The organism is Micromonospora okii, assembly GCF_020884795.1.
Classification (GTDB): Bacteria; Actinomycetota; Actinomycetes; order Mycobacteriales; family Micromonosporaceae; genus Micromonospora; species Micromonospora okii.
This window is the reverse complement of the sequence record NZ_BBZF01000018.1, coordinates 302,737-329,040: the sequence shown is the minus strand read 5'-3', so window position 1 is coordinate 329,040 and position 26,304 is coordinate 302,737. Positions and strand designations below refer to the sequence as shown.

General features: G+C 73.6%; 29 protein-coding genes and 1 tRNA gene. 10 read left to right on the top strand and 20 right to left on the bottom strand.

Translation table 11 applies throughout. The annotated features are described in order from the left end of the window. Nucleotides 1-239: 239 nt before the first annotated feature. A complete protein-coding gene (locus tag LPU43_RS16835) occupies nucleotides 240-1,166 on the bottom strand; it encodes an NmrA/HSCARG family protein (protein ID WP_229401371.1) in 927 nt (308 codons plus the stop codon). Nucleotides 1,167-1,270: 104 nt separating this feature from the next. On the opposite strand from LPU43_RS16835, the gene LPU43_RS16830 reads away from it, so the two are divergent. Together LPU43_RS16830 and LPU43_RS16825 are read left to right on the top strand one after the other, a co-directional pair. Beyond that, nucleotides 1,271-1,840: a TetR/AcrR family transcriptional regulator gene (locus LPU43_RS16830; RefSeq protein ID WP_229401370.1), complete on the top strand. Its 570-nt coding sequence runs from the start codon at nucleotides 1,271-1,273 to the stop codon at nucleotides 1,838-1,840. A 130-nt stretch (nucleotides 1,841-1,970) separates the two neighbouring features. Next, nucleotides 1,971-2,417 (top strand): hypothetical protein, encoded by a 447-nt coding sequence (locus LPU43_RS16825; RefSeq protein WP_229401369.1) that lies wholly within the window; start codon nucleotides 1,971-1,973, stop codon nucleotides 2,415-2,417. 358 nt (nucleotides 2,418-2,775) lie between these two features. Here the strand turns inward: LPU43_RS16825 and LPU43_RS16820 are convergent. Further along, a tRNA-Val gene (locus tag LPU43_RS16820) sits at nucleotides 2,776-2,850 on the bottom strand. A gap of 50 nt (nucleotides 2,851-2,900) precedes the next feature. Further along, on the bottom strand, nucleotides 2,901-3,476 hold the full coding sequence (locus tag LPU43_RS16815) for a TIGR02611 family protein (protein WP_229401368.1): 576 nt from the start codon (nucleotides 3,474-3,476) through the stop codon (nucleotides 2,901-2,903). A gap of 273 nt (nucleotides 3,477-3,749) precedes the next feature. On the opposite strand from LPU43_RS16815, the gene LPU43_RS16810 reads away from it, so the two are divergent. Beyond that, on the top strand, nucleotides 3,750-4,181 hold the full coding sequence (locus LPU43_RS16810; RefSeq protein ID WP_007457244.1) for an SsgA family sporulation/cell division regulator: 432 nt from the start codon (nucleotides 3,750-3,752) through the stop codon (nucleotides 4,179-4,181). 196 nt (nucleotides 4,182-4,377) lie between these two features. Here the strand turns inward: LPU43_RS16810 and LPU43_RS16805 are convergent, their stop codons facing one another. Continuing rightward, on the bottom strand, nucleotides 4,378-5,154 hold the full coding sequence (locus LPU43_RS16805; RefSeq protein WP_229401367.1) for a glucose 1-dehydrogenase: 777 nt from the start codon (nucleotides 5,152-5,154) through the stop codon (nucleotides 4,378-4,380). A gap of 189 nt (nucleotides 5,155-5,343) precedes the next feature. Between LPU43_RS16805 and LPU43_RS16800 the strand changes: the two genes are divergently transcribed. Both LPU43_RS16800 and LPU43_RS16795 read left to right on the top strand, forming a co-directional pair. Further along, the gene (locus LPU43_RS16800; protein WP_229401366.1) at nucleotides 5,344-6,375 is read left to right on the top strand and encodes a helix-turn-helix transcriptional regulator; all 1,032 of its coding nucleotides are present in this window, start codon (nucleotides 5,344-5,346) and stop codon (nucleotides 6,373-6,375) included. Nucleotides 6,376-6,382: 7 nt separating this feature from the next. Further along, nucleotides 6,383-6,838, top strand: coding sequence for an RrF2 family transcriptional regulator (locus tag LPU43_RS16795; protein ID WP_229401365.1), 456 nt, complete (start codon nucleotides 6,383-6,385; stop codon nucleotides 6,836-6,838). A 28-nt stretch (nucleotides 6,839-6,866) separates the two neighbouring features. Here LPU43_RS16795 and LPU43_RS16790 read toward each other — a convergent pair whose 3' ends face one another. From LPU43_RS16790 to LPU43_RS28940, 3 genes are all read right to left on the bottom strand, one after another. Beyond that, the gene (locus LPU43_RS16790) at nucleotides 6,867-7,418 is read right to left on the bottom strand and encodes a flavin reductase family protein (RefSeq protein WP_229401364.1); all 552 of its coding nucleotides are present in this window, start codon (nucleotides 7,416-7,418) and stop codon (nucleotides 6,867-6,869) included. After that, nucleotides 7,415-8,533, bottom strand: a complete 1,119-nt coding sequence (locus LPU43_RS16785) for an ABC transporter ATP-binding protein (RefSeq protein ID WP_229401363.1) — start codon at nucleotides 8,531-8,533, stop codon at nucleotides 7,415-7,417. Before LPU43_RS16785 ends, LPU43_RS16790 begins: the two co-directional genes overlap by 4 nt. 150 nt (nucleotides 8,534-8,683) lie before the next feature. Then, entirely contained in the window at nucleotides 8,684-8,761 is a 78-nt protein-coding gene (locus tag LPU43_RS28940) for a putative leader peptide (RefSeq protein WP_373321734.1), read from the bottom strand. 245 nt (nucleotides 8,762-9,006) lie between these two features. Here LPU43_RS28940 and LPU43_RS16780 point away from each other — a divergent pair, with 245 nt between their 5' ends. Further along, nucleotides 9,007-9,186, top strand: coding sequence for a DUF4236 domain-containing protein (locus tag LPU43_RS16780; protein ID WP_007075522.1), 180 nt, complete (start codon nucleotides 9,007-9,009; stop codon nucleotides 9,184-9,186). An 81-nt stretch (nucleotides 9,187-9,267) separates the two neighbouring features. On the opposite strand, the gene LPU43_RS16775 is transcribed toward LPU43_RS16780, so the two are convergent. Further along, complete coding sequence (locus LPU43_RS16775) at nucleotides 9,268-10,290, bottom strand: hypothetical protein (protein ID WP_229401362.1); 1,023 nt, start codon at nucleotides 10,288-10,290, stop codon at nucleotides 9,268-9,270. A 69-nt stretch (nucleotides 10,291-10,359) separates the two neighbouring features. After that, a complete protein-coding gene (locus LPU43_RS16770; protein ID WP_229401361.1) occupies nucleotides 10,360-10,881 on the bottom strand; it encodes a VOC family protein in 522 nt (173 codons plus the stop codon). Between the two features lie 47 nt (nucleotides 10,882-10,928). Here LPU43_RS16770 and LPU43_RS16765 point away from each other — a divergent pair, with 47 nt between their 5' ends. Both LPU43_RS16765 and LPU43_RS16760 read left to right on the top strand, forming a co-directional pair. After that, entirely contained in the window at nucleotides 10,929-11,390 is a 462-nt protein-coding gene (locus LPU43_RS16765; protein WP_229401360.1) for a MarR family winged helix-turn-helix transcriptional regulator, read from the top strand. Between the two features lie 60 nt (nucleotides 11,391-11,450). After that, the gene (locus LPU43_RS16760; RefSeq protein ID WP_229401359.1) at nucleotides 11,451-13,085 is read left to right on the top strand and encodes a tetratricopeptide repeat protein; all 1,635 of its coding nucleotides are present in this window, start codon (nucleotides 11,451-11,453) and stop codon (nucleotides 13,083-13,085) included. A 2-nt stretch (nucleotides 13,086-13,087) separates the two neighbouring features. On the opposite strand, the gene LPU43_RS16755 is transcribed toward LPU43_RS16760, so the two are convergent. Then, nucleotides 13,088-13,723 carry an SGNH/GDSL hydrolase family protein gene (locus LPU43_RS16755; RefSeq protein WP_229401358.1) on the bottom strand — a complete coding sequence of 212 codons (636 nt, stop codon included), beginning with the start codon at nucleotides 13,721-13,723 and terminating at the stop codon, nucleotides 13,088-13,090. 247 nt (nucleotides 13,724-13,970) lie between these two features. Between LPU43_RS16755 and LPU43_RS16750 the strand changes: the two genes are divergently transcribed. Continuing rightward, complete coding sequence (locus tag LPU43_RS16750; RefSeq protein ID WP_505845635.1) at nucleotides 13,971-16,226, top strand: HelD family protein; 2,256 nt, start codon at nucleotides 13,971-13,973, stop codon at nucleotides 16,224-16,226. Between the two features lie 147 nt (nucleotides 16,227-16,373). On the opposite strand, the gene LPU43_RS16745 is transcribed toward LPU43_RS16750, so the two are convergent. Beyond that, nucleotides 16,374-16,781 carry a hypothetical protein gene (locus tag LPU43_RS16745; RefSeq protein ID WP_229401357.1) on the bottom strand — a complete coding sequence of 136 codons (408 nt, stop codon included), beginning with the start codon at nucleotides 16,779-16,781 and terminating at the stop codon, nucleotides 16,374-16,376. A gap of 246 nt (nucleotides 16,782-17,027) precedes the next feature. On the opposite strand from LPU43_RS16745, the gene LPU43_RS16740 reads away from it, so the two are divergent. Continuing rightward, nucleotides 17,028-17,423, top strand: a complete 396-nt coding sequence (locus LPU43_RS16740; protein WP_229401356.1) for a hypothetical protein — start codon at nucleotides 17,028-17,030, stop codon at nucleotides 17,421-17,423. 69 nt (nucleotides 17,424-17,492) lie between these two features. Here the strand turns inward: LPU43_RS16740 and LPU43_RS16735 are convergent, their stop codons facing one another. The 9 genes from LPU43_RS16735 to LPU43_RS16695 form a co-directional block, all read right to left on the bottom strand. Continuing rightward, complete coding sequence (locus LPU43_RS16735) at nucleotides 17,493-18,518, bottom strand: sporulation protein (RefSeq protein WP_229401355.1); 1,026 nt, start codon at nucleotides 18,516-18,518, stop codon at nucleotides 17,493-17,495. Between the two features lie 107 nt (nucleotides 18,519-18,625). Beyond that, nucleotides 18,626-19,198: a gluconokinase gene (locus LPU43_RS16730; RefSeq protein ID WP_229401354.1), complete on the bottom strand. Its 573-nt coding sequence runs from the start codon at nucleotides 19,196-19,198 to the stop codon at nucleotides 18,626-18,628. Beyond that, entirely contained in the window at nucleotides 19,188-20,417 is a 1,230-nt protein-coding gene (gene manD, locus LPU43_RS16725) for a D-mannonate dehydratase ManD (RefSeq protein WP_229401353.1), read from the bottom strand. Before manD ends, LPU43_RS16730 begins: the two co-directional genes overlap by 11 nt. A 34-nt stretch (nucleotides 20,418-20,451) precedes the next feature. After that, complete coding sequence (locus LPU43_RS16720; RefSeq protein WP_229401352.1) at nucleotides 20,452-21,405, bottom strand: sugar kinase; 954 nt, start codon at nucleotides 21,403-21,405, stop codon at nucleotides 20,452-20,454. After that, on the bottom strand, nucleotides 21,402-22,040 hold the full coding sequence (locus tag LPU43_RS16715; RefSeq protein ID WP_229401351.1) for a bifunctional 4-hydroxy-2-oxoglutarate aldolase/2-dehydro-3-deoxy-phosphogluconate aldolase: 639 nt from the start codon (nucleotides 22,038-22,040) through the stop codon (nucleotides 21,402-21,404). The genes LPU43_RS16720 and LPU43_RS16715 overlap by 4 nt, the downstream gene beginning before the upstream one ends. A gap of 4 nt (nucleotides 22,041-22,044) precedes the next feature. Continuing rightward, nucleotides 22,045-23,193, bottom strand: coding sequence for a galactonate dehydratase (dgoD, locus tag LPU43_RS16710; protein ID WP_229401350.1), 1,149 nt, complete (start codon nucleotides 23,191-23,193; stop codon nucleotides 22,045-22,047). A 7-nt stretch (nucleotides 23,194-23,200) separates the two neighbouring features. Further along, complete coding sequence (locus LPU43_RS16705) at nucleotides 23,201-24,016, bottom strand: carbohydrate ABC transporter permease (protein WP_229401349.1); 816 nt, start codon at nucleotides 24,014-24,016, stop codon at nucleotides 23,201-23,203. Further along, a complete protein-coding gene (locus LPU43_RS16700) occupies nucleotides 24,013-24,963 on the bottom strand; it encodes a carbohydrate ABC transporter permease (RefSeq protein ID WP_229401348.1) in 951 nt (316 codons plus the stop codon). Before LPU43_RS16700 ends, LPU43_RS16705 begins: the two co-directional genes overlap by 4 nt. A 78-nt stretch (nucleotides 24,964-25,041) precedes the next feature. After that, nucleotides 25,042-26,289, bottom strand: coding sequence for an ABC transporter substrate-binding protein (locus LPU43_RS16695; protein WP_229401347.1), 1,248 nt, complete (start codon nucleotides 26,287-26,289; stop codon nucleotides 25,042-25,044). Nucleotides 26,290-26,304: the final 15 nt, after the last annotated feature.

Genomic DNA, 26,304 nt, shown 5'->3' with positions numbered 1-26,304 from the left:
TCCTGGGTTCATCGCCCTGTCGCGCAAGACGTGACGGGGATGTGTGCATCAGTTGTCGGATCACAAGCCAGCGGCCAACTGTCAGTTGCTGCGAATCTCGCTGAGGCGGCGGGTGTGGATCGCTCGCCCCTAATGGCTGAACTTGCCTCACCACAGCATTGCCGGAGACGCGCTCGTCTTGGTCCTCGCCGCCATCCCGACTTGCGCCACTTCGGCGCTCGGGGTCGCAGTCAGCCGGGTCAGGCTGTGGGCCGGAGGTGTTCGTGCGTCCATTCCTCGAAGGTCGTGAGGGGGATGCCGAGGGCTCGGGCGAATTCCGGGCGGGCGGGTTGCCCGGCCACGTTCATGTATGCGTGTGAGACGCCTGCCCACACCGGCATTCCCGCGGCGACCGCTTCCTCCTCGGTCATCTCCGGCGCGGTCAGCTCGGTGCCCAGTGCACGGGAGAGGATCTTGGAGATCTCCGTCATGGTCAGGTAGTCGCTGGCCAGTTCCAGCTCGACCCCGTTGAACCGGTCGGGTTCGGCGATGGCTGCGGCGGCCGTACTGCCGATGTCATCGACCGCGACGAGGGAGAGCCGGGTCTGCGGCTTCAGCACGGTCGCCAGGCCGCCCTCGACGCCCCGGGGCAAGAGGTACGCCGAGGAGGGCAGGAAGTTCTCCATGAACCAGCCCGGCTTGATGAGCGTCCAGTTCGTGAAGCCCGCCTCGCGTACCCGGTTCTGGATGCTGGCCTTGGTGGCGAAGTAGGGCTCCAGGGGCACCCAGCGCCCCTCGGCCCAGCCGGTGGCCTCGGTGTGCTGCCCGGCGCCGGAGACGGACGTGTGCACGAACTGCGGCACTTTCGCGGCCAGCGCGCCCTCGATCAGGTTGACGGCCTGGGTCAGCTCACCCTCGAAGTCGATGGAGGCCCCGCTCATCGGGGGCATCTGCACCGAGAAGACGGCTCGGACTCCTTGCGCAGCCCTGACCAGCGAGTCGCGATCGTCGAGGTCGCCGATGACCAGTTCGGCACCGAGCGCTTCGACGGCCCTCGCCCGGTCGGTGGCGGGGTTGCGGACCAGCGCCCGGACAGGAACGCCCGCCGCGAGCAGGGCACGGGCGGTGGCGCCGCCCTGCTGTCCGGTGGCGCCGACGACCAGGACGGGTGCGGGTTCGGTGGGCATGAGGGCTCCTCCTGGATTGCGCGGCCATTAAACGGCGGGCCCCACCGTTTCTGCTTGGATACTATATGGAGGGCCCCGCCACTTAGCAAACCTCGAGGTGACCGATGCCAGTCCAGCGTGCAGACGCCCGGCGCAACTACGCGCGCCTGCTCGCCGTAGCCGAGCAGGAGATCGCCGCGCACGGCGCCGACGCATCCCTGGAACAGATCGCCCGCCTTGGGGGAGTCGGGTCAGCCACGGTGCGCCGGCACTTCCCCAGCCGCCACGCGCTGCTGGAGGCCGTCTTCCGCGAACGGATCGAGACCCTGTGCGCGCACGCCCGCGACCTGGGCGACAGAGCCGACACCCGGGCCGCTCTGCTGGAATGGCTCAGCGCCGTCACCGCGTCCGCCGCGACCATCCGAGGACTGGCCATCGCACTGAACCGCGACAGCGTGGCGGACCCCGCCGAGGCGCACGAGCACTGCGCTTCGGCGCAGCTCACCGAGGCGGGCGAACCACTGGTACGCCGCGCAACGGACGATGGCGCGCTGACGCCCGGCGTGACCATCACCGATTTGCTCATGCTGATCACCGGTATCGCCCTGGCCACGGAACACCATCCGGAACCCGCTACCGAGGCGGACCGACTACTCGCACTGACCGTGGTGGGAATCAGTCCCCGTCAGAGGTGACCGCAGAGCACACCCACCGGTCACGGCCCTGTCGATCTGCGGCGGTCTTCCGGGCTTTCCGCTGTCCACGCCGGCCGCCGGGGGTCAGGCGTGCCGGCCGCAGAGCGACAGCGGCGTGTACGTTGCGCCGATGAGTCGACAGGATCAGGCCCCGACCGCCTCGTTCGGCGGTCGCGTAGTGGTGTGGGCGCAGTTGCTGTTGCTGGCGATGTATCTGATCGGCAGCTTCGGTCTGCTGCTCGTAGCCGCACTGCACGTCGGGGATCTGCCGGCTGTGCTGGACCCGGGGGTGGAGCGGTTGGGCGACCCGAAGGATTCGCTCCCCCCGGTCGGTCCGTACTCGGTGTGGAATCCGCTGGTCTGGGTGTTCGGGCTCGGTCGGGTGCTGGCGATGTTCGTCTACCCGCTCGCTTTCGTGACCCTGACCCTCGGGGCGGTAGCCCTCCTGCAAACCTGGCGGGTCCGCGACCGGAAAGCGTTCGGCCGGCTCGTGGTCAGCACGGGAGTGTGGTGCGCGCTGGCGGTGCTCGCCCTGACTCCATACGGCACGCAGCTACACGCCTGGTTGCTCGACTAAGTCGAATCGGCGCAAGGCCGGCGTTCGGTGCCGGCCCCACCGTCCGCAGTGCGGTCGCACACCGAGCACGAGCACGTCTACCGGGCCGCCGCGACCTACCGGCGGCGTTGCGCTTCCATGACCTGCGGCGCTCGTACGCGACCTGGCTGACCTCCGACGGCGTACCGATCAACGAGTTGCGGGCGACGGAGCACGAGCAGACATCGGCGACGCTGAACCGCTACAGGCACTCGACGGCTGGGCGCGACCGCCGGGTGTTGAGGTCCTTTGCCGCCTTCTCGCTGCCTCCGAGCAGCAACTGACCCTCAGATACGAGTCAAGGCCCCTCGATCGAGGGGCCTTGAGCTTGCCTTATTCATGGTGGGCGATACTGGGATCGAACCAGTGACCTCTTCGGTGTGAACGAAGCGCTCTCCCGCTGAGCTAATCGCCCTCAGCGCCGATGACTCTACCCGATCGTGGCACCGGACCGGAAATCCGGGGTCAGTGCGTCGCGAGGTAGTGCAACGCCTGCGCCACCACGTCGATGCCGAGGCTGTACTTGAGCGAGAGCCAGACCACCGTGCCGACGAAGACCAGGCCCACGGAGCCGAGCGCGAGCCGTACCGGCAGGGGTCGGGTGGTGGCCCACCGGGTCCAGCGGTGGACGTGCCGCCGGGTGAAGGCGAGCAGCCGACGGGCCCAGTGGAACTCGACGGCCCAGATGCCCAGCCCGGCGATCACCAGCAGCCAGCCGGGGCCGGGCAGCGGGATCAGCGCGATGCCGACGGTGACGACGATCGCGCCCGCCACGGAGATCAGGATCTTGAGGGTGACCCGGCCGGTGGGGTTGGCGCGGATCAGGTCGAGGGTGGTGCGCATCCGTTGCCGGAACCGCCCGCCGCGCCGCTCGGCCACCGCCGTTCCACCCCCGGCCGAGGGGCGGTCGGGGCCACCCGGACGGCGCCGGTCGCGTTGTTCGTTCGGCACTGCGTACCCCCGCCTTTCGGCTGCCCGGCCCCTTCCTTTCGGGGAGCCGGGCCTCGCCCGCACATCCACTGAGGATCGGTTCGTAACCATTTCGTCCTCCAGTGTCACTCCGGCCCGTCACTCCATCAGCCCACTGGACGTTACCGGAGTAAGTCGACGACTGAACCACCCCGATGCCGGGCGGGATCACGTACTGGGCAGACCGGATATCGTACAAGAATTTTCACATTCTAGGCGCGTTTCCGACCTCCTTCCCACCACTGGGTGAAGTCAGCGTATGGCGGAGCGTAGCCAGAGGTAGCGCCTGAGTATGGGAAAAGCGGGACACGCGCGTTCCGCAGCGGTGCCGGGGGGAGAACGTCCATGAGTGTGATTCGACCGACGACCGTAGAGGTCGAGACGTCGCTAAGGCTCGTCGCGCCTGACGCCACCGCCTTGCCGGTGCGCGCCAGCCTGCGTTACGACCCTGCTGACCCGTATGCGGTCCATGTCCTGTTCCATGCCGAGTCGGCCGGTGGCGAGGCGGTGAGCTGGTCGTTCGCCCGCGAGCTGCTGGTCACCGGCCTGGACGAGCCGGCCGGAATCGGGGACGTCCGGGTCTGGCCGTGGGCCACCCCGCGCGGCGACTTCGTCGCGCTGGCCCTGTCGTCGCCGGACGGCAACGCCCTGTTCGAGGTGCCACGCAGCGTCCTGGTGCGCTTCCTGCGGCGGACCTACGTCGTCGTCCCGCGCGGCCGGGAGGCCGAGCACCTGGACGTCGACACGGCGGTGAACCGGCTGCTCGCCGGTCGCTGACCAGGCCAGCACCACCCGGGGCCGCGCGGATCTGCCGAGTCCGCGCGACCCCGGGCCACCAACGCTCCGGTACGCGCCGCAGCCAGCCGGTCGCCGGTACGCCTCAGCCGGTCGCCGGCCCGCCGCCGATGCGCACCTCAGCCGGCCCGCCGCCGATGCGCACCGAAGCCAGCCGTCGCCGACGCTCCGGTACGCCTCAGCCGTGCGTCGTGATCCCCCCGTCGACCGGGATCACCGCGCCGGTCAGGTACGCGCCCGCCCGCGACGACAGGTAGATCGCGGTGCCGGCCATGTCCTCGGGGCGGCCGATGCGCCCGAGCGGCACCTGCTGCGCGATGGCGGCCCGCGAGGCCGGGTCGTCGAGCGCGAAGGCCATCATCCTGCTCTCGAACGGCCCCGGGGCGATGGCGTTCACCGTGATCCGTTCGCCGGCGAGCTGGTGGGCGAGGCTGCGGGTGAGCATGTGCACGGCGGCCTTGGTGGCCGAGTACGCGTAGACCTCCATGAGCGGCACCCGGATGCCGTCGACCGAGCCGATGTTGATGACCCGGGCGGGGTCGTCGTCGGTGGCCGCCGCGCGCAGCGCCGGCAGCAGGGCGGTGGTGAGCCGGAAGACGGCCTTGACGTTGACGGCCCACAGCTTGTCGAACGCGCTCTCCGGGTACGACTCCAGCGGCGCGCCCCAGGTGGCCCCGGCGTTGTTGACCAGCACGTCGAGCCGGTCGAACCGCTCGCGCACGGCCGCCGCCAGGCCCTGCGCCCCCTCGTCGTGGCCGAGGTCGGCGGGGATCGCCTCGCAGCTTCCCTCGGCGGAGAGCTCCTCGGCCGCCGCCGCGCAGGCGTCCGCCTTCCGCGACGAGATGATCACCCGCGCCCCGGCCCGCACGAAGCCTCGGGCGATCATCAGCCCGATCCCCCGTGAGCCGCCGGTGACCAGGACCGTCTTGCCTTCGACCGAGAACAGATCCGTCATGCCCATCCCATCGCTGTTCGCCGGGGCCGCCGGTGCTCCCGCCGGGCCCTCGTCGGGGGCGGCGCCGCGCGGTCGGCGGCCGGGGGTAACCGACCGGTAACCTAGCCCGGCCGCCGCGCCCCGACAAGCCGCCCGCCGACAATCCGGTCGAGATGCGAGTGTCCCGCACGCGGGATACCGTCGATGACGATGGTCCCTTCCGGTCCGCTCTCCCCGGCAACCCGTTCCGACCTCGTGACACCCCCCACGGCGGCGACCCGCCCCGGCGCACCGGCGGCACCGGCCGACCCGCCGGGTCCGCCCACCGACATCGCGGCGCTCACCCTCGGCGACCTCGCCGCGGAACCCGGCTGGCGGCGTCCCGTCCTGTCCGACGCGGAGCTGGTCGTCCTGTTCACCGGCGGCCACGGCACCGCCGAGCTGGACTTCCGGCCGCTGCCCTGCCGCGCCGGCACCCTGCTCCGGGTGCGCCCCGGCCAGGCGCTGCGCTGCGCTGGCCCCCAGCTCGACGCCGTGGTGCTCCGCTGGACGGCTACCGCCCTGCGCGGGCTCGACGTCGACGCCGACGGCGTGCCCGCGTACCGGCAGCTCGCCGGCGCGGACGGGACCGCGGTGGCCAACGAGGTGGCCCAGCTCGCGGCGGACTGCCGGCGGCTGGCGGACGGGCCCGCCGTCCGCGCGCTGCTGCGCCACCAGCTCGCCGTGCTGCTGCTGCGGCTCACCCTGCTCGCCCCCGCGTCGGCGCAGGCCGACCCGGGGGACGCCGATCCGGCCGGGCCCGGAGGCGGCGCCGGGGCCGGGCGGCGCGCCGAGAGCGTCACCTTCCACCGGCTCTGTCAGGAGGTCGAGCGCCGCTACCAGCACACCCGCCGGGTGGAGGACTACGCGGCGCGGCTCGGCTGCTCGGTGCGTACCCTCACCCGGGCCTGCCTGGCGGTGACCGGGCGCAGCGCGAAGCAGGTGATCGACGACCGGGTGGCGCTCCAGGCCCGCCGGCTGCTCGCCGCCACCGACGAGCCGATCGCGCGGATCGGCCGCCGGCTCGGCTTCCCGGAGCCGACGAACTTCGGCCGCTTCTTCACCCGGGAGGTCGGGGTGAGCCCGGGTGTGTTCCGGGCGGCGCGGGCCGGGGCGGCGAACGGCCGGGACGCGGCGCCGACCGCCCGCATCGTGCGGCCCCGGCAGCCCACAGAGCCGGCCGAACAGCCGGGCCGGGCATGATGTCAGGGTGCAAATTTCGGCGCGCGGCGACTACGCGGTACGGGCGGCCCTGAGCCTCGCCACCGCGTACCCCTCACTGCTGTCCACCCAGGCCATCGCCGCGGAGCAGGACATGCCGCGCAAGTTCCTCGAGGCGGTCCTCGCCGACCTACGCCGGGCCGGGCTGGTGCGCGCCCAGCGGGGCGCCGAGGGCGGCTACACGCTGGCCCGGCCGCCGAAGGAGATCACCATCGGGGCGGTCCTGCGCGCGGTCGACGGCCCGCTGGCCGGGGTGCGCGGCCGACGGCCCGAGGAGACCAGCTACGAGGGGGCGGCGGAGAACCTGCCCCGGCTGTGGGTGGCCGTCCGCGCGGCGGTGCGGCAGGTGGTCGACGAGGTGAGCCTGGCCGAGATGACCAGCGGCCGGCTGCCGGGGCACGTCCGCCGCCTGATCGCCCGCCCCGACGCCTGGGAACCCCGCTGAGGCGGTCGGGTCCGGCGGCCGGCCCGGGTCAGCGGAGGCCGACGGGCGCGGCGTAACCACGCGTCGGCACGTCGCCACCCTCCCCCACTCCCAGGGCCAGCGGTTCGGCGATGACGAGGGCGTGGTCGCCCGCCGCCACCCGGTGCACGGTCCGGCACAGCAGCACCGCGAGCGCCCCGTCGACCAGCGGCACCCCGAACGGGCCGGGCGTCCAGCCGGAACGCGCGGCGAACCCGTCGACGGAACTGTCGGCGAACCCGTCGGCGGCGAGGGCCGGGGCCTCCCCCGGCTGGTCGGCGGCGAGCAGGTGCACCGCCACGTGCTCGGCGTGGTCGACGGTGGGCAGGCTCGGCGACGACCGGCCGACGCAGAACGAGACCAGCGGCGGCTCCACCGACACGGGGGCGAACGAGGCGGCGGTGAACCCGGCCGGGGGCAGCGCGGGCCGGCCCCGGCGGGCGCGTCGGCCGGGCGCGGTGACCACGGCGACGGTCTTCGCCCGCCGACGCAGCAGGGCCCGGAACAGGTCGGCGTCGACCGGGCGCAGCTCGACGGGGCTGCGCCGGTCCAGGGCGGTCACGCTGTCGCTCCGCCGGACGGGCCGGCCGGGCGGGCGCAGGACGGCGGGAGCGCGGCGGGCCGGGTGGCCGGGGACGACGGCAGCGCGGCGGACGGGACGGACAGTCGGGTGGGACGTTCGGTGGCGTCGGCCAACGGGGGCTCCTCGGGGCGGGCCGCCCGGGCGGCGGCGGGGGTCGTGGGCAGGTCGGGCGTGCGATTGGCGGGGACGGTCGTGGGCCGGGCGGGGGTACGGCCGGCGGCCCGGGCGTTCCGGGCCCCGTCGTGGAGCAACGCCGTGATCTCGTCCCGGTGACGGCGGAAGGCGGCGGAGGAGCGGATCGTCCCCGCCGCGCCCCGGTCACCGAGGCGGACGTCGACGACCCGCCCGACCCGCCCGGCGGTCAGCACCGCGACCCGTTGACCGAGGTGGACGGCCCGGTCGACGTCGCGGGTGGCGAGGACGACCGTGGTGCCCGCACGGGCCAGGACGCGGGCCAGGTCCGCCTGCGCGGCGTCGCGGGCGGCCGGGTCGAGCGCGGCGAGCGGCTCGTCGAGCAGCAGGACCGACGGGCCGTACGCGAGGCTGCGGGCGAGGGCGACGCGCCGCCGCAGGCCGGCGGGGAGTTCGTGCGGGTACCGGTCGGCCACCCCGGCGAGGCCGGCCAGCTCCAGGTGGTGGGCGGTCAGGTCGGGCCGCTCGGCGGGCGGCACCCCCCGGGCGGCCAGCCCGAACGCGACGTTGCCGGCGGCGGTGCGCCAGGGCAGCGGCCCGGACTGCGGGTAGACGAGGCCCCGGTCGGGGCCCGGGCCGGTGACCGGCCGGCCGTCGACCAGCACCCGCCCCGAGGTGGGCCGGGCCAGCCCGCCGAGCAGGTCGAGCAGCGTGGACTTGCCGCAGCCGGCGGGGCCGACGACGACCAGGAACTCACCGGGGCTCACCCCGAGGGTGAGCCGGTCCAGGGCGGTGACGGCACCGACGGCTCCACGCCCGGTGGTGCGGGCCGGGAAGGTCTTCGTCACCCCGTCGAACAGGACGGCTCCGGTGCGGGCCCGCCGTGGCCGGCCGGAGTGGGGCCGGGCCGGCGGGGTGGGGACGCGGGCGAGGGGACGCGGTGGCTGCGGGGATGGGGACACGGCTGTCTCCTGATCTGTCCGCGAGGCGATGGGGCCGGGGCGGAGCGGCGAGGGGCCCGCGGTCGGGGCGTCGTGGCCGCCCGTCGCGCCGGCCGCTCGGGAGGCGTGGGAAGCGCGGTGACGGCGGCCGGGCCGGAGGAACCGGTCAGCTCAACAGAGCGCGCTCGCGTGCCGGACCAGGTCGACGTAGACGCGAGCGGTGAGGAGAGGCTCGTCCCGCTGCGACATGACCTCATGTTGACGGCGCTCCACGCAGCCGGTCAACACCCTTCCATAATATGAGACACGCGTGGCTTCCCCTCTCCGATTCCCCGTCCAGCAGCGTAAACCAGCTCGCAAGACCTATCGGGTGGATATGCATTGCCGACCGCCGGAGGCACCGTCCGGTGCGGACGGTCGTGGGTTTCGCAGAACGCCGGTTCGGGCATGTTCGATGTCGACACGGCAGGGAACGCTCACGAAGGGAGCCCGCGATGGGCCTGATGTTTCGCAAGCGCAAGAAGTACGGCCCGATCATCCTGAACTTCACGGAGAACGGCTTCTCCTCGTGGAGCATCAAGATCGGCCGCTGGTCCTGGAACTCGCGGGCCAAGGCGCACCGCGTCGACCTGCCGGGCCCGCTGTCGTGGAAGCAGGACAAGTCCCGGGCCTGACGATCCCGAGGTCGAACGGGGCGCCGGTGGGTCACCGGCGCCCCGTTCGGTGTCGGGGCCCTCGCCGTCGCCGGGCGCGGCCTAGACGACCGGGCCGGCCCCGGGGGCGGCGCTGATCAGCACGTCGCCGCCGAGCCGGCCGTGCGCGGGTTCCCGGGTCACCGCCCCGGATTCGAGCAGGGCGGTGAGCACCCGGGTCGCGTCCGCGGACCGGTAGGGCGTCGAGGTGAGGGCGTACCGGCGCAGCTCGGTGACGGTGCGCGGGCCGGAGCGGCCCAGCTCGGCGAGGATCGCCCGGCGCAGCGATTCGAGCTCGGGGGCAGGCGCGGCGGCCGGGGTCGGAGTGACCGCCGGGGCCCGGTCACCGGGGGCCGCCGGGTCGCGGTAGCGGACGCCGGCGCGCTCGCCGGCCGCCCAGAGCCCGTCCTTGAACGCCTGGAGGCTGCGGTCCGATCCGGTGGCGAACGCGACCCGCCGCCCGGCGTCGGCCGCCCCGCTCCCCGCCTCGGCCTGCGCCTCGCCCGACTGCGCGGGCTCCGACTGCGTTAGCTCCGGCTCCGCCCTGCCAACCAGCCCCGGCTGCGCCGGTTCCGGGTCGGGGAGCAGGTCGACCTCGGCCACGAGCGGGAAACCGGCCGCCTCCAGCGCCGGTCGCAGGGACGCGCCCGGCCCGGCGACCAGCAGCAGGTCGGCCGGGCGGCCGACCCGGGCGGCGGCCAGCAGCGCCGGGGTCGGGGCGGCACCGTGGGCCAGGGTGAGCAGCGGGGCGCCGGCTGCCCCGGCCGCCTTGAGCGCCACCGGCAGCCGCTCCGGGCCGCCGGGCACGACGTGCACGGCAACCTCGGCGGGCAGCCCCGCCTCGGCCGCACCGAGCCGCGCCGGCAGGCCCTCGTCGCCCTCGGCGAGCACGAGAACGGTGAGCCGGAACCCGCGCAGCCGGTCGGCGTGCTCCCCCACCGCCCGCAGCGCGGCGTCCGCGCCCTCGGCGCCGGTTCCGGCGTACGCGAGGGCGAGGGTGGCCCGGCGCGAGCGTTGCAGCGCCGCGGGCAGCCAGGCGTCGAGCTGGCGGACGAGCAGGTCGCGCGGGACGGTGTGGGTCGACATCCTGCCGTTCTACCGCACGCCCCGCCGGCCCGGCCCCGGGGTCGCCGATCCCGATGCCCCCAAACGGGATCAGGCCGGGACGGAGATCCCGACGCCGCCCCGGGTCTGCCCGCCGTAGCGCTGCCGCTCGCGGTCGAGGTCGAGGCGGCCGATCCGCTTGCGGGCGGCCAGGGCGGCGTCGTCGAGCCGGTCGGCCGGCACCAGCCAGACGATCTCGAACTCCAGCCCGTCGGGGTCCTGCCCGTAGAGGCTCTTGGTGGTGCCGTGGTCGGAGCTGCCCACGAGCGCCCCGGCGGCGGCGAGCCGCTCGGCGGTGGCGGCCAGCTCGTCGAGGGTGTCGACCTCCCAGGCCAGGTGGTAGAGGCCGACGGCACCCCGGCCGGCGGTGGAGCGCCCCGCCGCCTGCCCGACCTCGAACAGTCCGAGGTCGTGGTCGTTGGTGGAGCCGGGGGCCTGGAGGAAGGCCGCGCCCCGGAAACCGTCCGGGGTCATCGGGATGACGCGGAAGCCCAGCACGTCGCGGTAGAACGCGACGCTGCGGGCCAGGTCGCCGACGTAGAGGACGGCGTGGTTGAGGCGGTGGATTCCCATGCGCCCCACCGTAGCGCGGTTTAGTTGAGCGTTCAACAATGTCGGTTATGCTGGGAGCCATGACCCGCTGGCTGGACCCGGACGAGCAGCGCACGTGGCGGGCGTACCTGACCGCCTCCCGGGCGCTGATGGACGCGCTCGACCGCGAGCTGCAACGCGACGCGGGGATGCCGCACGCCTACTACGAGATCCTGGTGCGGCTCTCCGAGGCGCCCGACCGCCGGCTGCGGATGAGCGAGCTGGCCGACGTCACCGGCTCCTCGCGCAGTCGCCTGTCGCACGCCGCCGCGCGGCTGGAGGCGTCCGGCTGGGTCCACCGCGAGGAGTGCCCCACCGACCGGCGCGGGCAGGTCGCCGTGCTCACCGACGCCGGCTTCGCCGCGCTCGCCGCCGCCGCGCCCGGCCACGTCGAGGGGGTACGCCGGTATCTCTTCGACGCGCTCAGCCCCGCCCAGGCAGACCAGTTGCGCCGGATCAGCGAGGCGCTCGCGGACCACCTGACCGGATGACGACCGAATCGCGATCCTCGGGGGGTTGTACATATTGTCGCGGGACGGCCACGATGGGGCGTGTCCTCCGCCTTCGGTGATCTGACCGGCCAGGCGCACCAACTGGTGTCCGCCGGCGACCTGGCCGGTGCGCAGCAACTGCTCTCCGACGCGTTGAGCGACGCCGATCCGCACCCCGACAGCGCCTCCCCCGAGGTGGCCGACGCCGCCGGCCTCCAGGCCCGCGTCCTGGTCGCCCTGGGCGAGCCGCACTCCGCGCGGGGCTGGGCCGCCTTCGCGTACGCGGCGACGAGCCGGCTGCACGGCCCCTCCGACCCGCGTACGGTGGCGGCGGCGGCCACCCTCGCCGCGGTGCTGCACCGGGTCGGCAGCCACGCCCGCGCCGCCCGGCTCTACTCCGACGTGGTCATCGAGCTGACCGCGTCCGACGGGCCGGAGTCGCTGCGGGTGCTGGCCGCCCACGCCGACCTGGCCACTGTGGAGTACGCCCGGGGCCAGTGCGAGGTGGCCCGGGACCGGTTGCAGGACGCCTGGGAGCTGCACCGCGAGGTGTACGGCGACGGCCATCCCAGCGGCATCAAGATGCTCGCCCGGCTCGGGTCGATGCAGCGCGACTGCGGGGAGTTCGCCGAGGCGCACGACAACCTGGCCCTGGCCCGGGACCTGTGCCGGCAGCACCTCGCCGTGGACGACCCGCTCGCCGTGCAGGTGGCGGCCCTGGCCCGCGCCGCCGCCAACCCCGATCACGTCTGCTCCCGCCCGGCCCCCGCCCGGGAGCGGGAGGCGCCAAAGGAGCCCGTGGTGCCCGCGGCCCGGGTCGCGCCGGCCGCCGAGGGGCCTCCGACGCACCAGCCGACGTGGCCGCCCGACGACGCACCGCCGACCTACCAGTCGGCCTGGCCGCCCGACGAGGGGCCGCCGACGCACCAGCCGACCTGGCCGCCCGACGACGCACCGCCGACCTACCAGCCGGCCTGGCCGCCCGACGAGGGGCCGCCCCCGCCCGTGGTGCCCGCCCCCCGGTTCCCCGCCGACGACGCGGCCCCCCTCGCGGAGCCCGGCGACCCGGCGTACGCCGGGGGCGACCGCGACCGGTGGCCACCGGAGGACTCCGCCCCCTGGGCGGACGGGGAACACCGGGAGCGGGCCGCCGACGAGCCGCCCCCGGGGGTGCGGCCCGTGCGCGTGCCCGCCGTCCGGCCGGACCCGTCCCGGCTGCTGCCGGTGGTGGTGCCGCGCCCGCCCGAGCCCCCGCAGCGCCGGCTCACCCCGCTGCTGGTGCTCGGCGGCGTGACCGTGGTGGTGCTCGGGGCGGCGGCGGTGATCGCCGGCGTGGCCCGGGTCGACGGCTCGGGGCCGGAGCCGGCCCCGGCGCCCTCGGCCACCGCCTCGCCGTCCGCCGGCCCGAAGGCCGCCGCGTCGCCGGGCGCCCCGCCGGGTGGGGTGCGGCTGAGTGACGACCGGGAGCGCATCGCGCTGCGCTGGACGTACCCGGCGGGCGCGAACGGGCCGGTGGTGATCACCGGCGCCCGGTCGGGGCAGCAGCCGCGCCCGCTGGCGACCCTGCCGCCGGGCAGCACGAGCTGGTCGGTGGAGGAGCTGGACCGCACCGGCGACTACTGCTTCACGGTCGCGGTGGTGTGGTCGGCGGACCACGTCGGGCGCAGCCGCGAGGTCTGCACCCGCCGCCGGTGAGCTCAGGCGTCGAGGGCGGCCAGGAAGGCGTCCGCGATGACCGCGTGGCCGGGCAGCCCGGGGTGCACCTGGTCGTCGGCCCAGCGCTGCGGCGGGCTGTGCCGCAGCACCCGGTCGAAGGCCGCCTGGGTGGCCACGTGCACCGCGTCGAAGTCCTTCGCAAGGGCGGCCACCACCGCCGCGTACCGGTCGGTCCGGGCGCGCTGGGGCTGGTCGACGTCGGCCTCGACGAAGTACGGGTCGGCGAGGATCAGCCGGCACCCGGTCGCGTCCACAGCCCGGCGCAGCAGGGCGCGCAGGGTGCGCAGGGTGCGCTCGTACTCGTCGATCGGCACCGCCTCGGCCTCGCGGCCCGGGATGAACGCGCGCCACACGTCGTTGATGCCGATCATCACGGAGAGCCAGTCGGGGCGCTCGGCGATCGCGTCGGCGTCCCAGCGGGCCGCCAGGTCCCGCACCGTGTTGCCGCTGATGCCACGGTTGACCCAGGTCAGCTCCCGCTCCGGGAAGCGGGCGTCGACGAACGCGCGGACGAGGCTCATGTAGCCGTCGCCGAACGGCGCGGCGGCGTCGCTCCGGCCGCAGTCGGTGATGCTGTCCCCGATGAAGACGATCCGTTGACCGGCGCCCAGCAACATGCGTGCGTCTCCGTCCCGACCCGGCGGCGTGACCTGCCCGGACCGCTTGGTGGGGAGGGCCGCGGCACGGTATCTTTTGCAATTCAGGCACAAAAAAGGAACGGCGAATGGAAGCCGTTCCGTACGCAATTCTAATCACTAGGGAGACGGCTTGTCAAGGAACTCCGCGGGTCCCGACGAGCTACGCCACGACGCGCCCCGGCGCGACGATCCACGGCACGACGACGAGCCGCGCCACGACGACGAGATCGGCCACGAGCAGGAGTACGTCTCGATGCTCTACGGCCGGTTGGACGGCCTGCGGGAGCAGGCCGCCCGACGGCTCGCCGAGGAGCTGAGCGCCAGCGGCGGCAGCCCACAGGCCCGGTCCCAGCGCGAGAGCGCCGTGCGGATGTACGCCGAGCAGGTCGAGCAGTTCTCCGCCGTGGAGAACGGGCTCTGCTTCGGCCGGCTGGACACCGACGACGACGCCCGCCACTACGTCGGCCGGATCGGCATCTTCGACACCAGCGGCGGCTACGACCCGCTGCTGATCGACTGGCGGGCCCCCGCCGCCCGCGCCTTCTACCTGGCCACCGCCGCCAACCCGCAGGGCGTCCGGCGACGGCGGCACCTGCGCACCCGGCAGCGGAAGGTGACCGCCCTCAACGACGAGGTGCTCGACCTGGCCACCGCCTCCCCCACCGCCCACGAGGAGCTGACCGGCGAGGCGTCCCTGCTCGCCGCCCTCAACGCCGGCCGCACCGGCCGGATGCGCGACATCGTCGAGACGATCCAGGTCGAGCAGGACCGGGTCATCCGGGCCGACCTGCCCGGGACGCTCGTCGTCCAGGGTGGACCGGGCACCGGCAAGACCGCCGTCGCCCTGCACCGCGCGGCGTACCTGCTCTACACCTACCGGCGGGAGCTCTCCACGCGGGGCGTGCTGCTGGTCGGCCCCAACGAGACGTTCCTGCGCTACATCTCCCAGGTGCTGCCCACGCTGGCCGAGACGGGCGTGCTGCTGCGTACCCCCGGGGATCTGTTTCCCGGGGTGAGCGCCCGGCGCGGCGAGCCGGCGCGGGCGGCGGCGCTGAAGGGCCGCGCGGAGATGGTGGAGGTGCTGGGCGCGGCCGTGCGGGACCGGCAGTGGGCGCCCGACGAGCCGCTGGAGATCGAGATCGAGCGGGACGTGGTGACCCTCGCGCCGGAGACCGTCCGGGCGGCCCGGGAGCGGGCCCGCCGTTCCGGCCGGCCGCACAACCTGGCCCGCGCCGTGTTCGACGTCGAGATCGTGCACGCCCTGGCCGACCAGATCGCCGAGCGCATCGGCGCGGACCCGCTGGGCGGGGAGAACCTGCTCGACGAGGCCGACGTCGCGGAGATCCGCCGGGAGCTGCGCGAGGAGCCCGAGGTACGGGCGACGCTGGACCAGCTCTGGCCCGTGCTCACCCCGCAGCGCCTCCTCGCCGACCTGTACGCCGACCCGGACCGGATCGCCGCCGCCACGCCCGGCTGGAGCGACGCCGACCGCGCCCTGCTGCGCCGCGAGCCGGGCGGCTGGTCCGTCGCCGACGTGCCGCTGCTGGACGAGGCCGCCGAGCTGCTCGGCGAGGACGACCGCGCCGCCGCGGCCCGCCGGGAGCGCATCCGGGCCCTCCAGCGCGAGTACGCCGAGGGCGTCCTGGAGATCGCCCGGGGCTCCCAGTCGATCGACGTGGAGGACGTGCAGGACGAGGCGAGCGGCGGCGAGATCCTCAGCGTCGCCGACCTGATCGACGCCGACCTGCTGCTGGAGCGCCAGGAGGAGCACGACGGGCTGACCGCCGCCCAGCGCGCCGCCGCCGACCGCACCTGGGCGTTCGGCCACGTCATCGTCGACGAGGCGCAGGAGCTGTCGCCGATGGCCTGGCGGCTGCTGATGCGCCGCTGCCCGAGCCGGTCCATGACGATCGTCGGCGACGTGGCGCAGACCGGCGCGCTGGCCGGCACGCCGTCCTGGGCGGACGCCCTGGAGCCGTACGTGGGGCGGCGGTGGCGGCTGGAGGAGCTGACCGTCAGCTACCGCACCCCGACCGAGATCATGGCGGTGGCCGCCGAGGTGCTGGCCGAGATCGACCCGGGCCTGCGCCCGCCGCGCTCGGTGCGCGACAGCGGCGTGCCGCCGTGGGACCGCGCGGTCGCCGAGGAGGCGCTGGCGCGCGAGCTGACCGACGCCGTGGTCGCCGAGGCGGCCGGGCTGGCCGACGGGCGGCTCGGGGTGATCGTGCCCGGCGGCCGGGTGGACGCGCTGGGCGCGGCCCTGGTCGCGGCGCTGCCCGAGGCGGCGGTCGGCGAGCACCCGGAGCTGGAGAGCCGGGTGGTGTTGCTGACCGTGGGCCAGGCCAAGGGGCTGGAGTTCGACACCGTGCTGGTGGTCGACCCCGAGGGGATCGTGGCGGAGTCGCCGCGCGGGCACAGCGACCTCTACGTCGCCCTCACCCGCGCCACCCAACGCCTGGGCATCCTCCGCGCGGCGTCCTGACCGCGCCTCCCCGGCCTCTCCGGGACTTCAGGCGCACTTTCCCGGAATCGGGGCCTTCGCGGCGGCGGACGGCCACCGGTTCCGGGAACGTGCCACTGGTTCCGGGAACGTGTGCTCCCCGGGAACCGGTGAGGCAGGCAGTCGGTGTCACTCGTCGGTGAAGTTGCCGACCTGGCTGGCGCTGCTCGACTGGTCGCTGGTCGAGCCGCCCGCCGGGGTGCTCAGGCCGCCCGTGGTGGCGTCGCCGGTCGTGGTCGGGGCGACCTTCCCGGGGTGCTGCTCCGGCTGCCGGGCCACCCGGCGCACGCTCGCCGGGCCGGCGGTGCCGCCGGTCGTGGTGACCGCGCCCTGGCCCCGGGTCGGGCCGCCGTCGCGCAGCACCTCCGGGTCGACCGGGGCGTCCGCCGGGTCGTCGGGGTCCTCGTCCTGGATGACCCGCGTCTCGTCGGTCTGCGGCACGGTGACCTCGTCGAGCGCCCCCTCGCCGTACACGCCGCCGGCGATCCGTTCCTCCGCCCTACGGGCGGATTCCCGCCCCGTGTCGTCCTCGCGCACTGTCCACCACCTCGCATAAGTGTCGGAATGTCGTGCGTGCCCGGTGACCGACCGGCCAAACCCCGCCCGTGTCGCCGGTGGGTCGCGGCCGGGCGCTGCTCTCCGGCGGTACGGGGGCGTTACCTCGCCGGGCCTTCGGGTAGTCGGGGGGTGCCCCCGCCGGAAACGCGAAACCGTGCCGTGGCCGAAACGCGGTAGCGGGGCGAGGGAGCGCAGTAGGACTCATCGCATCCTGAGGAGGACAAGATGAGCACGCAGGCTGCATCCACCAGGCCGACGGGTCGGGCCCAGGAAGCGCCGAACCGCGCGATGAACGAGGCGCCGAACCGTGGCATGCAGGAGGCGCCCACCCGGCCGATGCCCATGATGCACGACGGGCACCGCGAGCCGATGCAGGCGCCGGGCACGGAGACCAAGCAGGCGTTCAAGACCACGGAGTTCTGGGTCTGGGCCGCCTCGGTGATCGGCGTGCTGGCCGCCTCGTACCTGGTCGGCAAGAACTCGGTCGGCGTGGACATCTTCCGCGCGCCGCAGGCCTGGTTCTTCATCACGCTGCTGTCGATCGGCTACCTGGGTAGCCGGGGCCTGGCGAAGGCCGGGAGCGCCTATCGCGGCGGCGAGGAGCGCAAGGCCCGGCACTGACCGGTCCGCCCGCTCCTGAACAACACGGTGGCCCTCCGGGAACTCCTCCCGGAGGGCCACCGTCGTGCGTCACTCCTCGCCGAAGCCCCAGTCCTCGGCGAAGTCGCCCTCGACGGCGTCCTCGATCATCTCCCCGGCGACCATCCCGCCGACCGCGCCGAGCGCCGCCCCGGCGACGATCCCGCCCATGCCGACGCCGCCCCGGCCGTGGCCGTGGCCGTGGCCGTGCTGCATCGGGTAGCCGTGCGGGGCGCCGTACGCCTGGTGCGGCGCGCCGAAGCCGTGCTGGGGCGCGCCGAAGCCCTGGGCCCGCAGGCCGCCGTAGCGGGACGTGGTCTCCTGGAGCCAGCCGTCGACCACCCGCACCCAGTCGGTCCGGTCCGCGTCGGTGTGGGCCACCGTGTACCGGCCGAAGACGTCGTGGCCGGCGCTGAGGAAGCCGCCCCGCTTGTCGCACTCCAGCACCACGTCGACGCCCTGCGGGCTCGTCACGAAGGTCAGCTCGACCTCGTTGATGAGCTGCGCGTACTGCGGCGCGGCGAAGAACTCGATCTCCTGGTAGAACGGCAGCGTCTGGTGCACGCCGTGGATGCGGCCCCGCTCCAGGTCCGCGCCCTTGAACCGGAAGCCGAGCTGGGCGAAGGCGTCCAGGATCCGCTCGTGCACCGGCAGCGGGTGGACGTTGACCTGGTCCAGGTCACCCTTGTCGACCGCCCGGGCCACCGCCAGCTCGGTGCGCAGCCCCATCGTCATGCCGTAGAGGCGCTGGCCGTACACGTCGGTGATCGGCGTCTCCCACGGCACCGGGAGCTGGAACGGGATCGACAACTGCTGCTTCGGGGCGAGCTGGAAGGCCCCGCTCACCGGCATCCGGTGGAACTCCATGACGCCGGCGTACTCGCCGTCGCCGCTCTCGACCTCGACCCGGGTGACCAGGCCCACGACGACCTGCTCGATGGCGGCCGGCGCGTCCCCACCGACCAGGTTGACCTGGCCGTCGAGGGTGAGGCCCGGCCGGGTGTTCGGGTTCGCCAGCACCGTGTCAACGCTGGGGCCACCCACGCCGAACGCGCTCAACATCTTCTTGAAGACCATCGGACCCTCCGCGGAACCGGCGCCACGCTCCACCGTGGAACGCTGGCGGCTGACCAGGGCAGACTAGTGGTCACCGCTGTGAGTTGTCTGAGAAACACCGGGGAGCGTCAGGCGGGTCCGCCCGCCGGCCGGTCGTCGGCCGCCGCCCCGGCGGCCAGGCCGAGGCGCTCGATCGCCGCCGAGACCAGTTCGTCGGGCGTCAGCGAGACGTCGAGCACCAGCACCGACTCGTCCGGGCGGTGCCGTTCGAGGGTGGCGAGCTGCGACTCCAGCAGACTCGCCGGCATGTAGTGCCCGGCGCGCCCGGCCAGCCGCTCCCGGATGACCTCGGCCGGGCCGTCCAGGTGGACGAACTCGACGCTCGGCGGTCCCTGCCGCAGCACGTCGCGGTAGGACCGCTTCAGCGCCGAGCACGCCAGCACCGTGGACACCCCCTCGGCGCCCCGCGCGGCCATCCACCCGGCCAGGTCGCGCAGCCAGGGCAGGCGCGCCGCGTCGTCCAGCGGCACGCCGCCCCGCATCCGCGCCACGCTGGCCGGCGAGTGGAACTCGTCGGCCTCGGCGAAGACCAGTCCGGTACGGGCGGCGATGCCCCGGGCCACGGTCGTCTTCCCGGCCCCGGACACCCCCATCACGACCACGTGCCGCGTCGCCGCGCCGCCGGGGCGCTCACCAGTCATGGACCGTCCCGTCCTGGAGCCGGTTGAACGGCAGGTAGGCCGGCACGTACGGGAACCTCGCGGCGGCGGCCTCGTCCAGCTCGACGCCGAGCCCGGGCTGCTCCCCCGGGTGCAGGTAGCCGTCGGTGAAGGTGAACGACTGCCGGAAGACCTCGTTGGTCAGCGGCCCGTGCTGCATGTACTCCTGGATGCCGAAGTTGTGGATGGCCAGGTCCAGGTGCAGCGCGGCGGCCATGCCGACCGGCGAGATGTCGGTCGGGCCGTGGATGCCCGACTTGATCTGGTACTGCGCGGCGAAGTCGAGCAGCTTGCGCATGGCCGTGATGCCGCCGGTGTGGGTGACGGCGGAGCGGACGTAGTCGATCAACTGCTCGCGGATGAGCGTCTGGTAGTCCCAGACCGTGTTGAAGATCTCGCCGATGGCCAGCGGCGTCGTGGTGTGGTGGCGGACCAGGCGCAGCGCCTCCTGGTTCTCGGCCGGCGTGCAGTCCTCCAGCCAGAACAGGTCGTACGGCTCCAGGGCCTTGCCGAGCTTGGCGGCCTGGATCGGGGTCATCCGGTGGTGCCCGTCGTGCAGCAGCGGCAGCTCCGGCCCGAACTCGTTGCGCACGGCCTCGAAGACGCCCGGCAGGTGGCGCAGGTAGGAGCGGGTGTCCCAGTCCTCCTCGGCCGGCAGCGGGGTGCGCTGCGCCGGCTCGTAGTCGTACCGCTTGCCGTCGGCGCTGGGCTGGGCGGCGACGCCGTACACGGCGTTGATGCCGGGCACCGAGGTCTGCACCCGGATCGACCGGAAGCCGAGGTCGAGGTGCCGACGGATGGAGTCGAACAGCTCCGGCAGGTCGCGGCCCGAGGCGTGCCCGTACGCCATGATCCCGGTGCGCGACGCCCCGCCGAGCAACTGGTACAGCGGCATGCCCGCGGCCTTGGCCTTGATGTCCCACAGGGCCACGTCCACCGCCGCGATGGCCGCCATGGTGACCGGCCCGCGTCGCCAGTACGCCGAGCGGTACAGGAACTGCCAGGTGTCCTCGATGCGGTGCGGGTCCCGGCCGATCAGCAGCGGGACGACGTGGTCGCGCAGGTAGGAGGCGACCGACAGCTCCCGTCCGTTGAGGGTGCCGTCGCCCAGGCCGGTGACGCCGTCGTCGGTGGTGATCTTCAGGGTGACGAAGTTGCGGTCGGGGCTGGAGACGATGACATCGGCTGCGACGATCTTCACGGGATGCCTTTCTTCGAGGGGTGTACGCGGCGGCTCAGCGCAGGACGTTTCCGGCCTCGTGGCCGTCCAGGAGGGAGAGTTCGGCGCGGCGGGGCAGCCCTTCGCAGTCGCCGCGGCTGGAGACCGCGAAGGCGCCCAGGGTCGCCGCGCGGCGCAGGCGGGCGGCGAGGTCGAGCCCGTCGAACCAGCCGGACAGGTAACCCGCCGTGAACGCGTCCCCGGCGCCGACCGGGTCGACGGCCGTCACGGTCAGCGCGCCGACCCGCTCGACCCCGTCGGGGGTGTGCGCCCGCGCGCCGTCGGCGCCCAGCTTGACCAGGACGGTGCCCACGCCCCGTCCGAGCAGCTCCGCCACGACCGTCTGCTCGTCGGCCCCCGGGTCGCCGAGGATGTCGAGTTCGTCGGCGGAGGCGACGACGATCGCGGCGTGCCGCGCGAGCGGGGCGAGCACCGCGCGGGCGGCGTCGCGGGACCAGAGCCGGTCGCGGTGGTTGACGTCGAGGCAGACCGGGATGCCGGCGGCGGTGGCGGCCTCGACCGCCCACCGGGCGGCCTCCCGGGCGGTGTCGGACAACGCCGGGGTGATCCCGGTCAGGTGCAGCACCCGCGCGCCGGCGGCCAGCGGGGCCCGCAGGTCGTCGACGCGCAGCGCCGACCCGGCGGAGCCGGCCCGGTGGTACTGCACCCGGGTCAGGTCGGCGGTGCGCTGCTCCAGGAACATCAGGCCGCTCGGCCGGTCGGGGTCGCGGGTCACGCCGTCGACCGCGACGCCCTCGGCGCGCAACTGCCGCAGCACGTACTCGCCGAACTCGTCGGTGCCCACCCGGCCCGCCCAGGCGGCCCGGTGACCCAGCCGGGCCACCCCCACCGCCACGTTGGACTCGGCCCCGGCCAGGTGCATGCTCAGGGTCGCCCCGGCGGCGAGCGGGCCGGAGGCGCGCAGCGAGACCATCGTCTCGCCGAAGGTGAGCAGGTCGGGCGCGGTCACGATCCGGCGGCTTCCCGCACGGCGGCGAGGTACGTGCGGGCCCGGCCCCGCAGCGCGTCCAGGTCACCGCCGGAGGCGGCGTCGCCGACCAGCGGGCCGCCGAGCCCGAGCGCGATCGCGCCCGCCCGGAAGTAGCCGGGCACGTCGGCCAGGCCCACCCCGCCGACCGCCACGAACGGGATGTCCGGGAACGGGTCGCGCACCGCCTTCAGGTACGCCGGGCCGCCCACCGACGCGGGGAAGAGCTTGACGGCCGACGCCCCCAGCCGGACGGCGTTGTACGCCTCCGTGGGGGTGAGGGCCCCGGCGGCGACCGGGAGGCCCCGGCGGGCGGCCTCGCCGATCGACTCGACCACGGCCGGGGTCACCACGAACTGGGCGCCGGCGGCGGCCACGTCGGCCACGTCGGCGGTGGTGAGCACCGTGCCCGCGCCGACGAGGGAGCCGGCGGGCGCGGCGGCGCGCAGCGCCTCGATGGCCCGCGTCGCGTCCGGCGTGGTGAGGGCGACTTCGACGATGCGTACGCCCTCCTCCAGCAGCGCGGTGCCCGCGGCGACCGCACCGGCGGCGTCGGTGCCGCGGATGACCGCCAGGACGCGGGCGGCCGTGAGTTCGGCGACGAGATCGAGGGTCATGTGATCACCATTCCGCGTAGGAGCCGTCGCGGTGCCGCCACGTGGGGCTGCGCCACGCGTGGCCGCGCTTGTCCGCCGCGCGCACCGCGTCTTCGTCGATGTCGATGCCGAGGCCGGGGGCCGTGAGCCGCTCGACGTAGCCGTCGACGAACGTCAGCGGGGACTTGTCGAGGCAGTAGTCGAGCACCTCGGCGCCGAGGTTGTAGTGGATGCCGATGCTCTGTTCCTGGATCAGGTAGTTCGGCGTGGCGAAGCCGACCTGGAGGCAGGCCGCGAGCGCGATCGGCCCGAGCGGGCAGTGCGGGGCGAGCTGCGCGTCGTACACCTCGGCCAGCGCGGCGATCTTGCGGACCTCGGTGATGCCGCCGGCGTGCGAGAGGTCCGGCTGGGCGACCGCGATGCCGGCCTGGAGCACCGGCAGGAACTCCTGCCGGTTGTAGAGCCGCTCCCCCGTCGACACGGGCGTGGTGGTGGAGCGGACGAACTCGCCGATGAGGTGCGAGTTCTCCGGGACCACCGGCTCCTCGAGGAAGAACGGCCGGTACGGCTCCAGCAGCGGGGCGACCCGGCGGGCCGTGGCGAGGCTGAACCGGCCGTGGAAGTCGACCGCCACGTCCCGGGAGTCGCCGAGCACCTCCCGGGCCGTGGCGACCCGCCGCACCACGGCGTCCAGCTCGGCGACGGACGCGACGGCGCTCATCCGGCCGGAGGCGTTCATCTTCACCGCGGTCAGCCCCGTGGCGAGGGCGGCGCCGATCTGGTCGCGCACCTCGCTGGGATCGTCGCCGCCGACCCAGCCGTAGACCCGGATGCGGTCCCGCACCGGACCGCCGAGCAGTTGGTGCACCGGCGCGCCGAAGTGCTTGCCGGCGATGTCCCACAGGGCCTGGTCGAGCCCGGCCACGGCGCTGGCCAGGATCGGCCCGCCCCGGTAGAACGAGCCCTTCGTCATCACCTGCCAGTGGTCCTCGATGCGCAGCGCGTCCCGGCCGATCAGCAGCTCGCTGAGCTGCTCGACGGCGGTGCGGACCGTCTCGGAGCGCCCCTCGCAGGTCGCCTCGCCCCAGCCGACGACGCCGGAGGAGGTCTCCACCCGGACGAAGAGCCAGCGCGGGGCGACGAGGAACGTCTCCACCCGTTCGATCGTGGTCATGATGCCGTCAGCCCTTCGTGGCGCCGGCGGTCAGGCCGGAGACGACGTACTTCTGCACAAACAGGGCGATCACCATGATGGGGAGGGTGACCACGGTCGCCGCCGCCATCAGGCCGCCCCAGTCGATGCTGGCGTAGCCGACGAAGTCGAAGATCGCCACCGGGAGCGTCTTGGTGTCGGCCCCGGAGAGGACCAGGGCGAACATGAAGTTGTTCCAGGAGAAGATGAACGACAGGATGCCGGCGGTGGCGACGCCGGGGACCGACAGCGGCAGGGTGATCCGGCGGAACGCGCCGATGTGGGTCAGCCCGTCGACGAGCGCGGCCTCCTCCAGCTCGGCCGGCAGGCCGTCGAAGTAGCCCATCATGATGTAGACGATCAACGGCAGCGAGACGAACATGTGGCTGAGGATCAGCACGGTGAAGCCGCCGACCATCTGCAGGTTCGAGAAGACGTAGTACCAGGGCACCAGCAGCGAGACGCCGGGGATGACCCGCGCCATGAGCACGACGAGCGCCGACTTCTTCATGTTGAACCGGCTCATCGAGTACGCGGCCGGCACGCCGAGCAGCAGCGACAGCACGGTGGCGGCGAGCGCCACCCAGAGGCTGTTGCCGATGAACTTCACGTAGTTCGCCTGCTGGAGCACGTTGGCGTAGTTGTCCAGCGTGGGGGTGAAGGAGAAGGTCTTCTCGGTGTCGTAGATGTCGACGTTGGTCTTGAGCGACGCGGCGACCATCCAGACCAGCGGCGCGACCAGCGCCAGCACCACGAGGACGAGGGCCACGGCCCGGAAGATCCTGTACGGCCCGCGCGGCTTCATCGGTCCATCCCCTTCTTGCGGTACGTCAGGGCCCACATCACCCCGATGATGATCAGGAAGAAGATGATGAGGACGGTCGACGAGACGCCGTAGTCGTTGTAGTCGAAGCTGAGGCCGTAGGCGTAGACGTTGAGGGTCTCCACCTCGTGGAAGGACCCGCCGCCCCGTCCCTTGGTGGCGTAGAGGATGTCGAAGGTCTTCAGCGCGTCGATGCCGCGCAGCAGGATCGCGACGATCACGGTCGGCATCAGCAGCGGCAGGGTGACGTGCCGGAACCGCTGCCAGGTGCTCGCGCCGTCGATCAGCGCCGCCTCCTGCGGCTCGTCGGAGATCGCGGTCAGGCCGGCGAGCAGGATCAGCACGACCATCGGCGTCCACTGCCAGATGTCGATGAACATCGTGGTCGGCAGGGCCGAGCCCTGCCCGGCGAGCCACGGCTGGGGGGAGATGCCGAACCAGCCGAGGAGCTGGTTCGCCGCCCCGATGTTGGGGTCGAAGATGAGGCGCCACATCATGCCGACCGCCACCGGCGTGGCCACCAGCGGCAGGAGGATCGCGACCCGGACCCACTTCTCGCCACGGAACGGCCGCCACAGCAGCAGGGCGATCGCCATGCCGAGAACGACCTCGAAGAAGAGCACCACTCCGGTGAAGAGGGCGGTGCGCCACACCGCCGGCCAGAACCGGTCGGTGTCGCCGAGCACGTCGAGGTAGTTCTGGAACCCGATGAAACTGCTCTCGGCGCGCACCGAGCCCTCGGCGTCGGTGAGGCTGAGATACCCCGTCCACGCCACCGGGAAGACGATCAGCACGGCGACGAAGACCATGGCGGGCGCCGCGAAGAGCCACTTGCGGTGGTTGTTGGCCCAGCGTGACAGGGCGGAGCTCTCCGAGTGCGTCGAGCGGACCCCGGGTGATTTCTTGACTGGTGTGGTGACGGCTGACATCAGGTCTCCGGAGGGGTCAGGGCCAGGGGCCCGGGGCGCGGGTGGCGGGGCCGTCCGCCCCACCACCCGCGCCCCGGGCTACTTCGCCTCGTCGTCGAGGAACTTCTGGAACGCCTCGTTGGCGCTCTCCGCGGAGGCGGTCACGTCCTTGCCGGTGATCGCGTCGACGATCGGCTGGCCGACGATCTCCCGCGCCTTGGCGACGTTCTTGACCAGCGGACGGTCGTGGCCGACACCGTTGGCGGTGCTGACGGTGGTGGCCTCGGCGAGGTCCTTCGGGTAGGTCGCCGCGCCCTCCGGGTTGTCCCAGACGGAGGTACGGGCGCTCGGGACGCCGGCCTTCTGCTGCGCGAGCGCCTGCTCCTTGCCGGCCGCCCACTGGATGAACTTCCAGGCGTTGTCCTTGTTCTTGGACGAGTCGTTGACGCCGAGCGCCCAGGAGGGGATGTTGTACGGCTTCGAGCCGGCGGGGCCGGCCGGGAAGGCCGCGAAGCCGACGGTGTCGGAGACCTTCGACTTCGCCGGGTCGGTGGCGTTCTTGTAGAGCGAGTTGGCCTCGGTGTAGAAGGCCGCCTTGCCCTGCGTGAAGATCGCCATCGCCTCGGACCAGCTCATGTCGGTGCTGATCTTGTCCGGGCCGTGCTCGCGCAGCAGCCCGCCGTAGTAGGCGTACGCCTGCTTGGCCTGCTCGCTGTTGACCGTGGCCTTGCCGCCGGCGTCGACGAAGTCGCCGCCGAAGCTGAACAGGAAGCTGGAGAACTGGGTGACGGCGGCGGCCTTGCCCGTGCGGGACACGAAGCCCGCCACTCCCGGGTTGTCGGCCTCGACCTTGGCCGCCTGCGTCTTGAGCTCGTCGAGCGTCTTCGGCGGGGCGGTGAAGCCGGACTTCTCCAGCAGGTCCTTGCGGTAGTAGAGGACCTCCTGCTCGGTGATGATCGGAATGCCGACGACCTTGTCCTTGTGGGTGGTCGCCTGCACCGGCCCGGACTGGAAGTCGCCGATCTCGAACGCGCTGTCCGCCTTGGCCTTCTCGCCGAGGTCGGCGAGGTACTTGTTCTCGGCGAACAGCCTCCCCTCCTGCAACGGCCGGTACATCATCACGTCGATGTCGCTGGACCCGGCGTTGAGCTTGACGTTGTACTGGTCGGAGAGCTGGTCCTCACCGAGCTGGGTGACCTCGACCTTCAGGCCGGACTGCTTCTCGAACTCCGGCAGGGCCTTCTTGATGTTCTCCGTCCAGACGTGGTTCACCAGCGTCACGCGCACGGTGTCCGAGCCACCCGCGTCGCCGCCACCGCAGGCGGACAGGCCCAGTGCGACCACCATCGCCAGCGAGGTTCC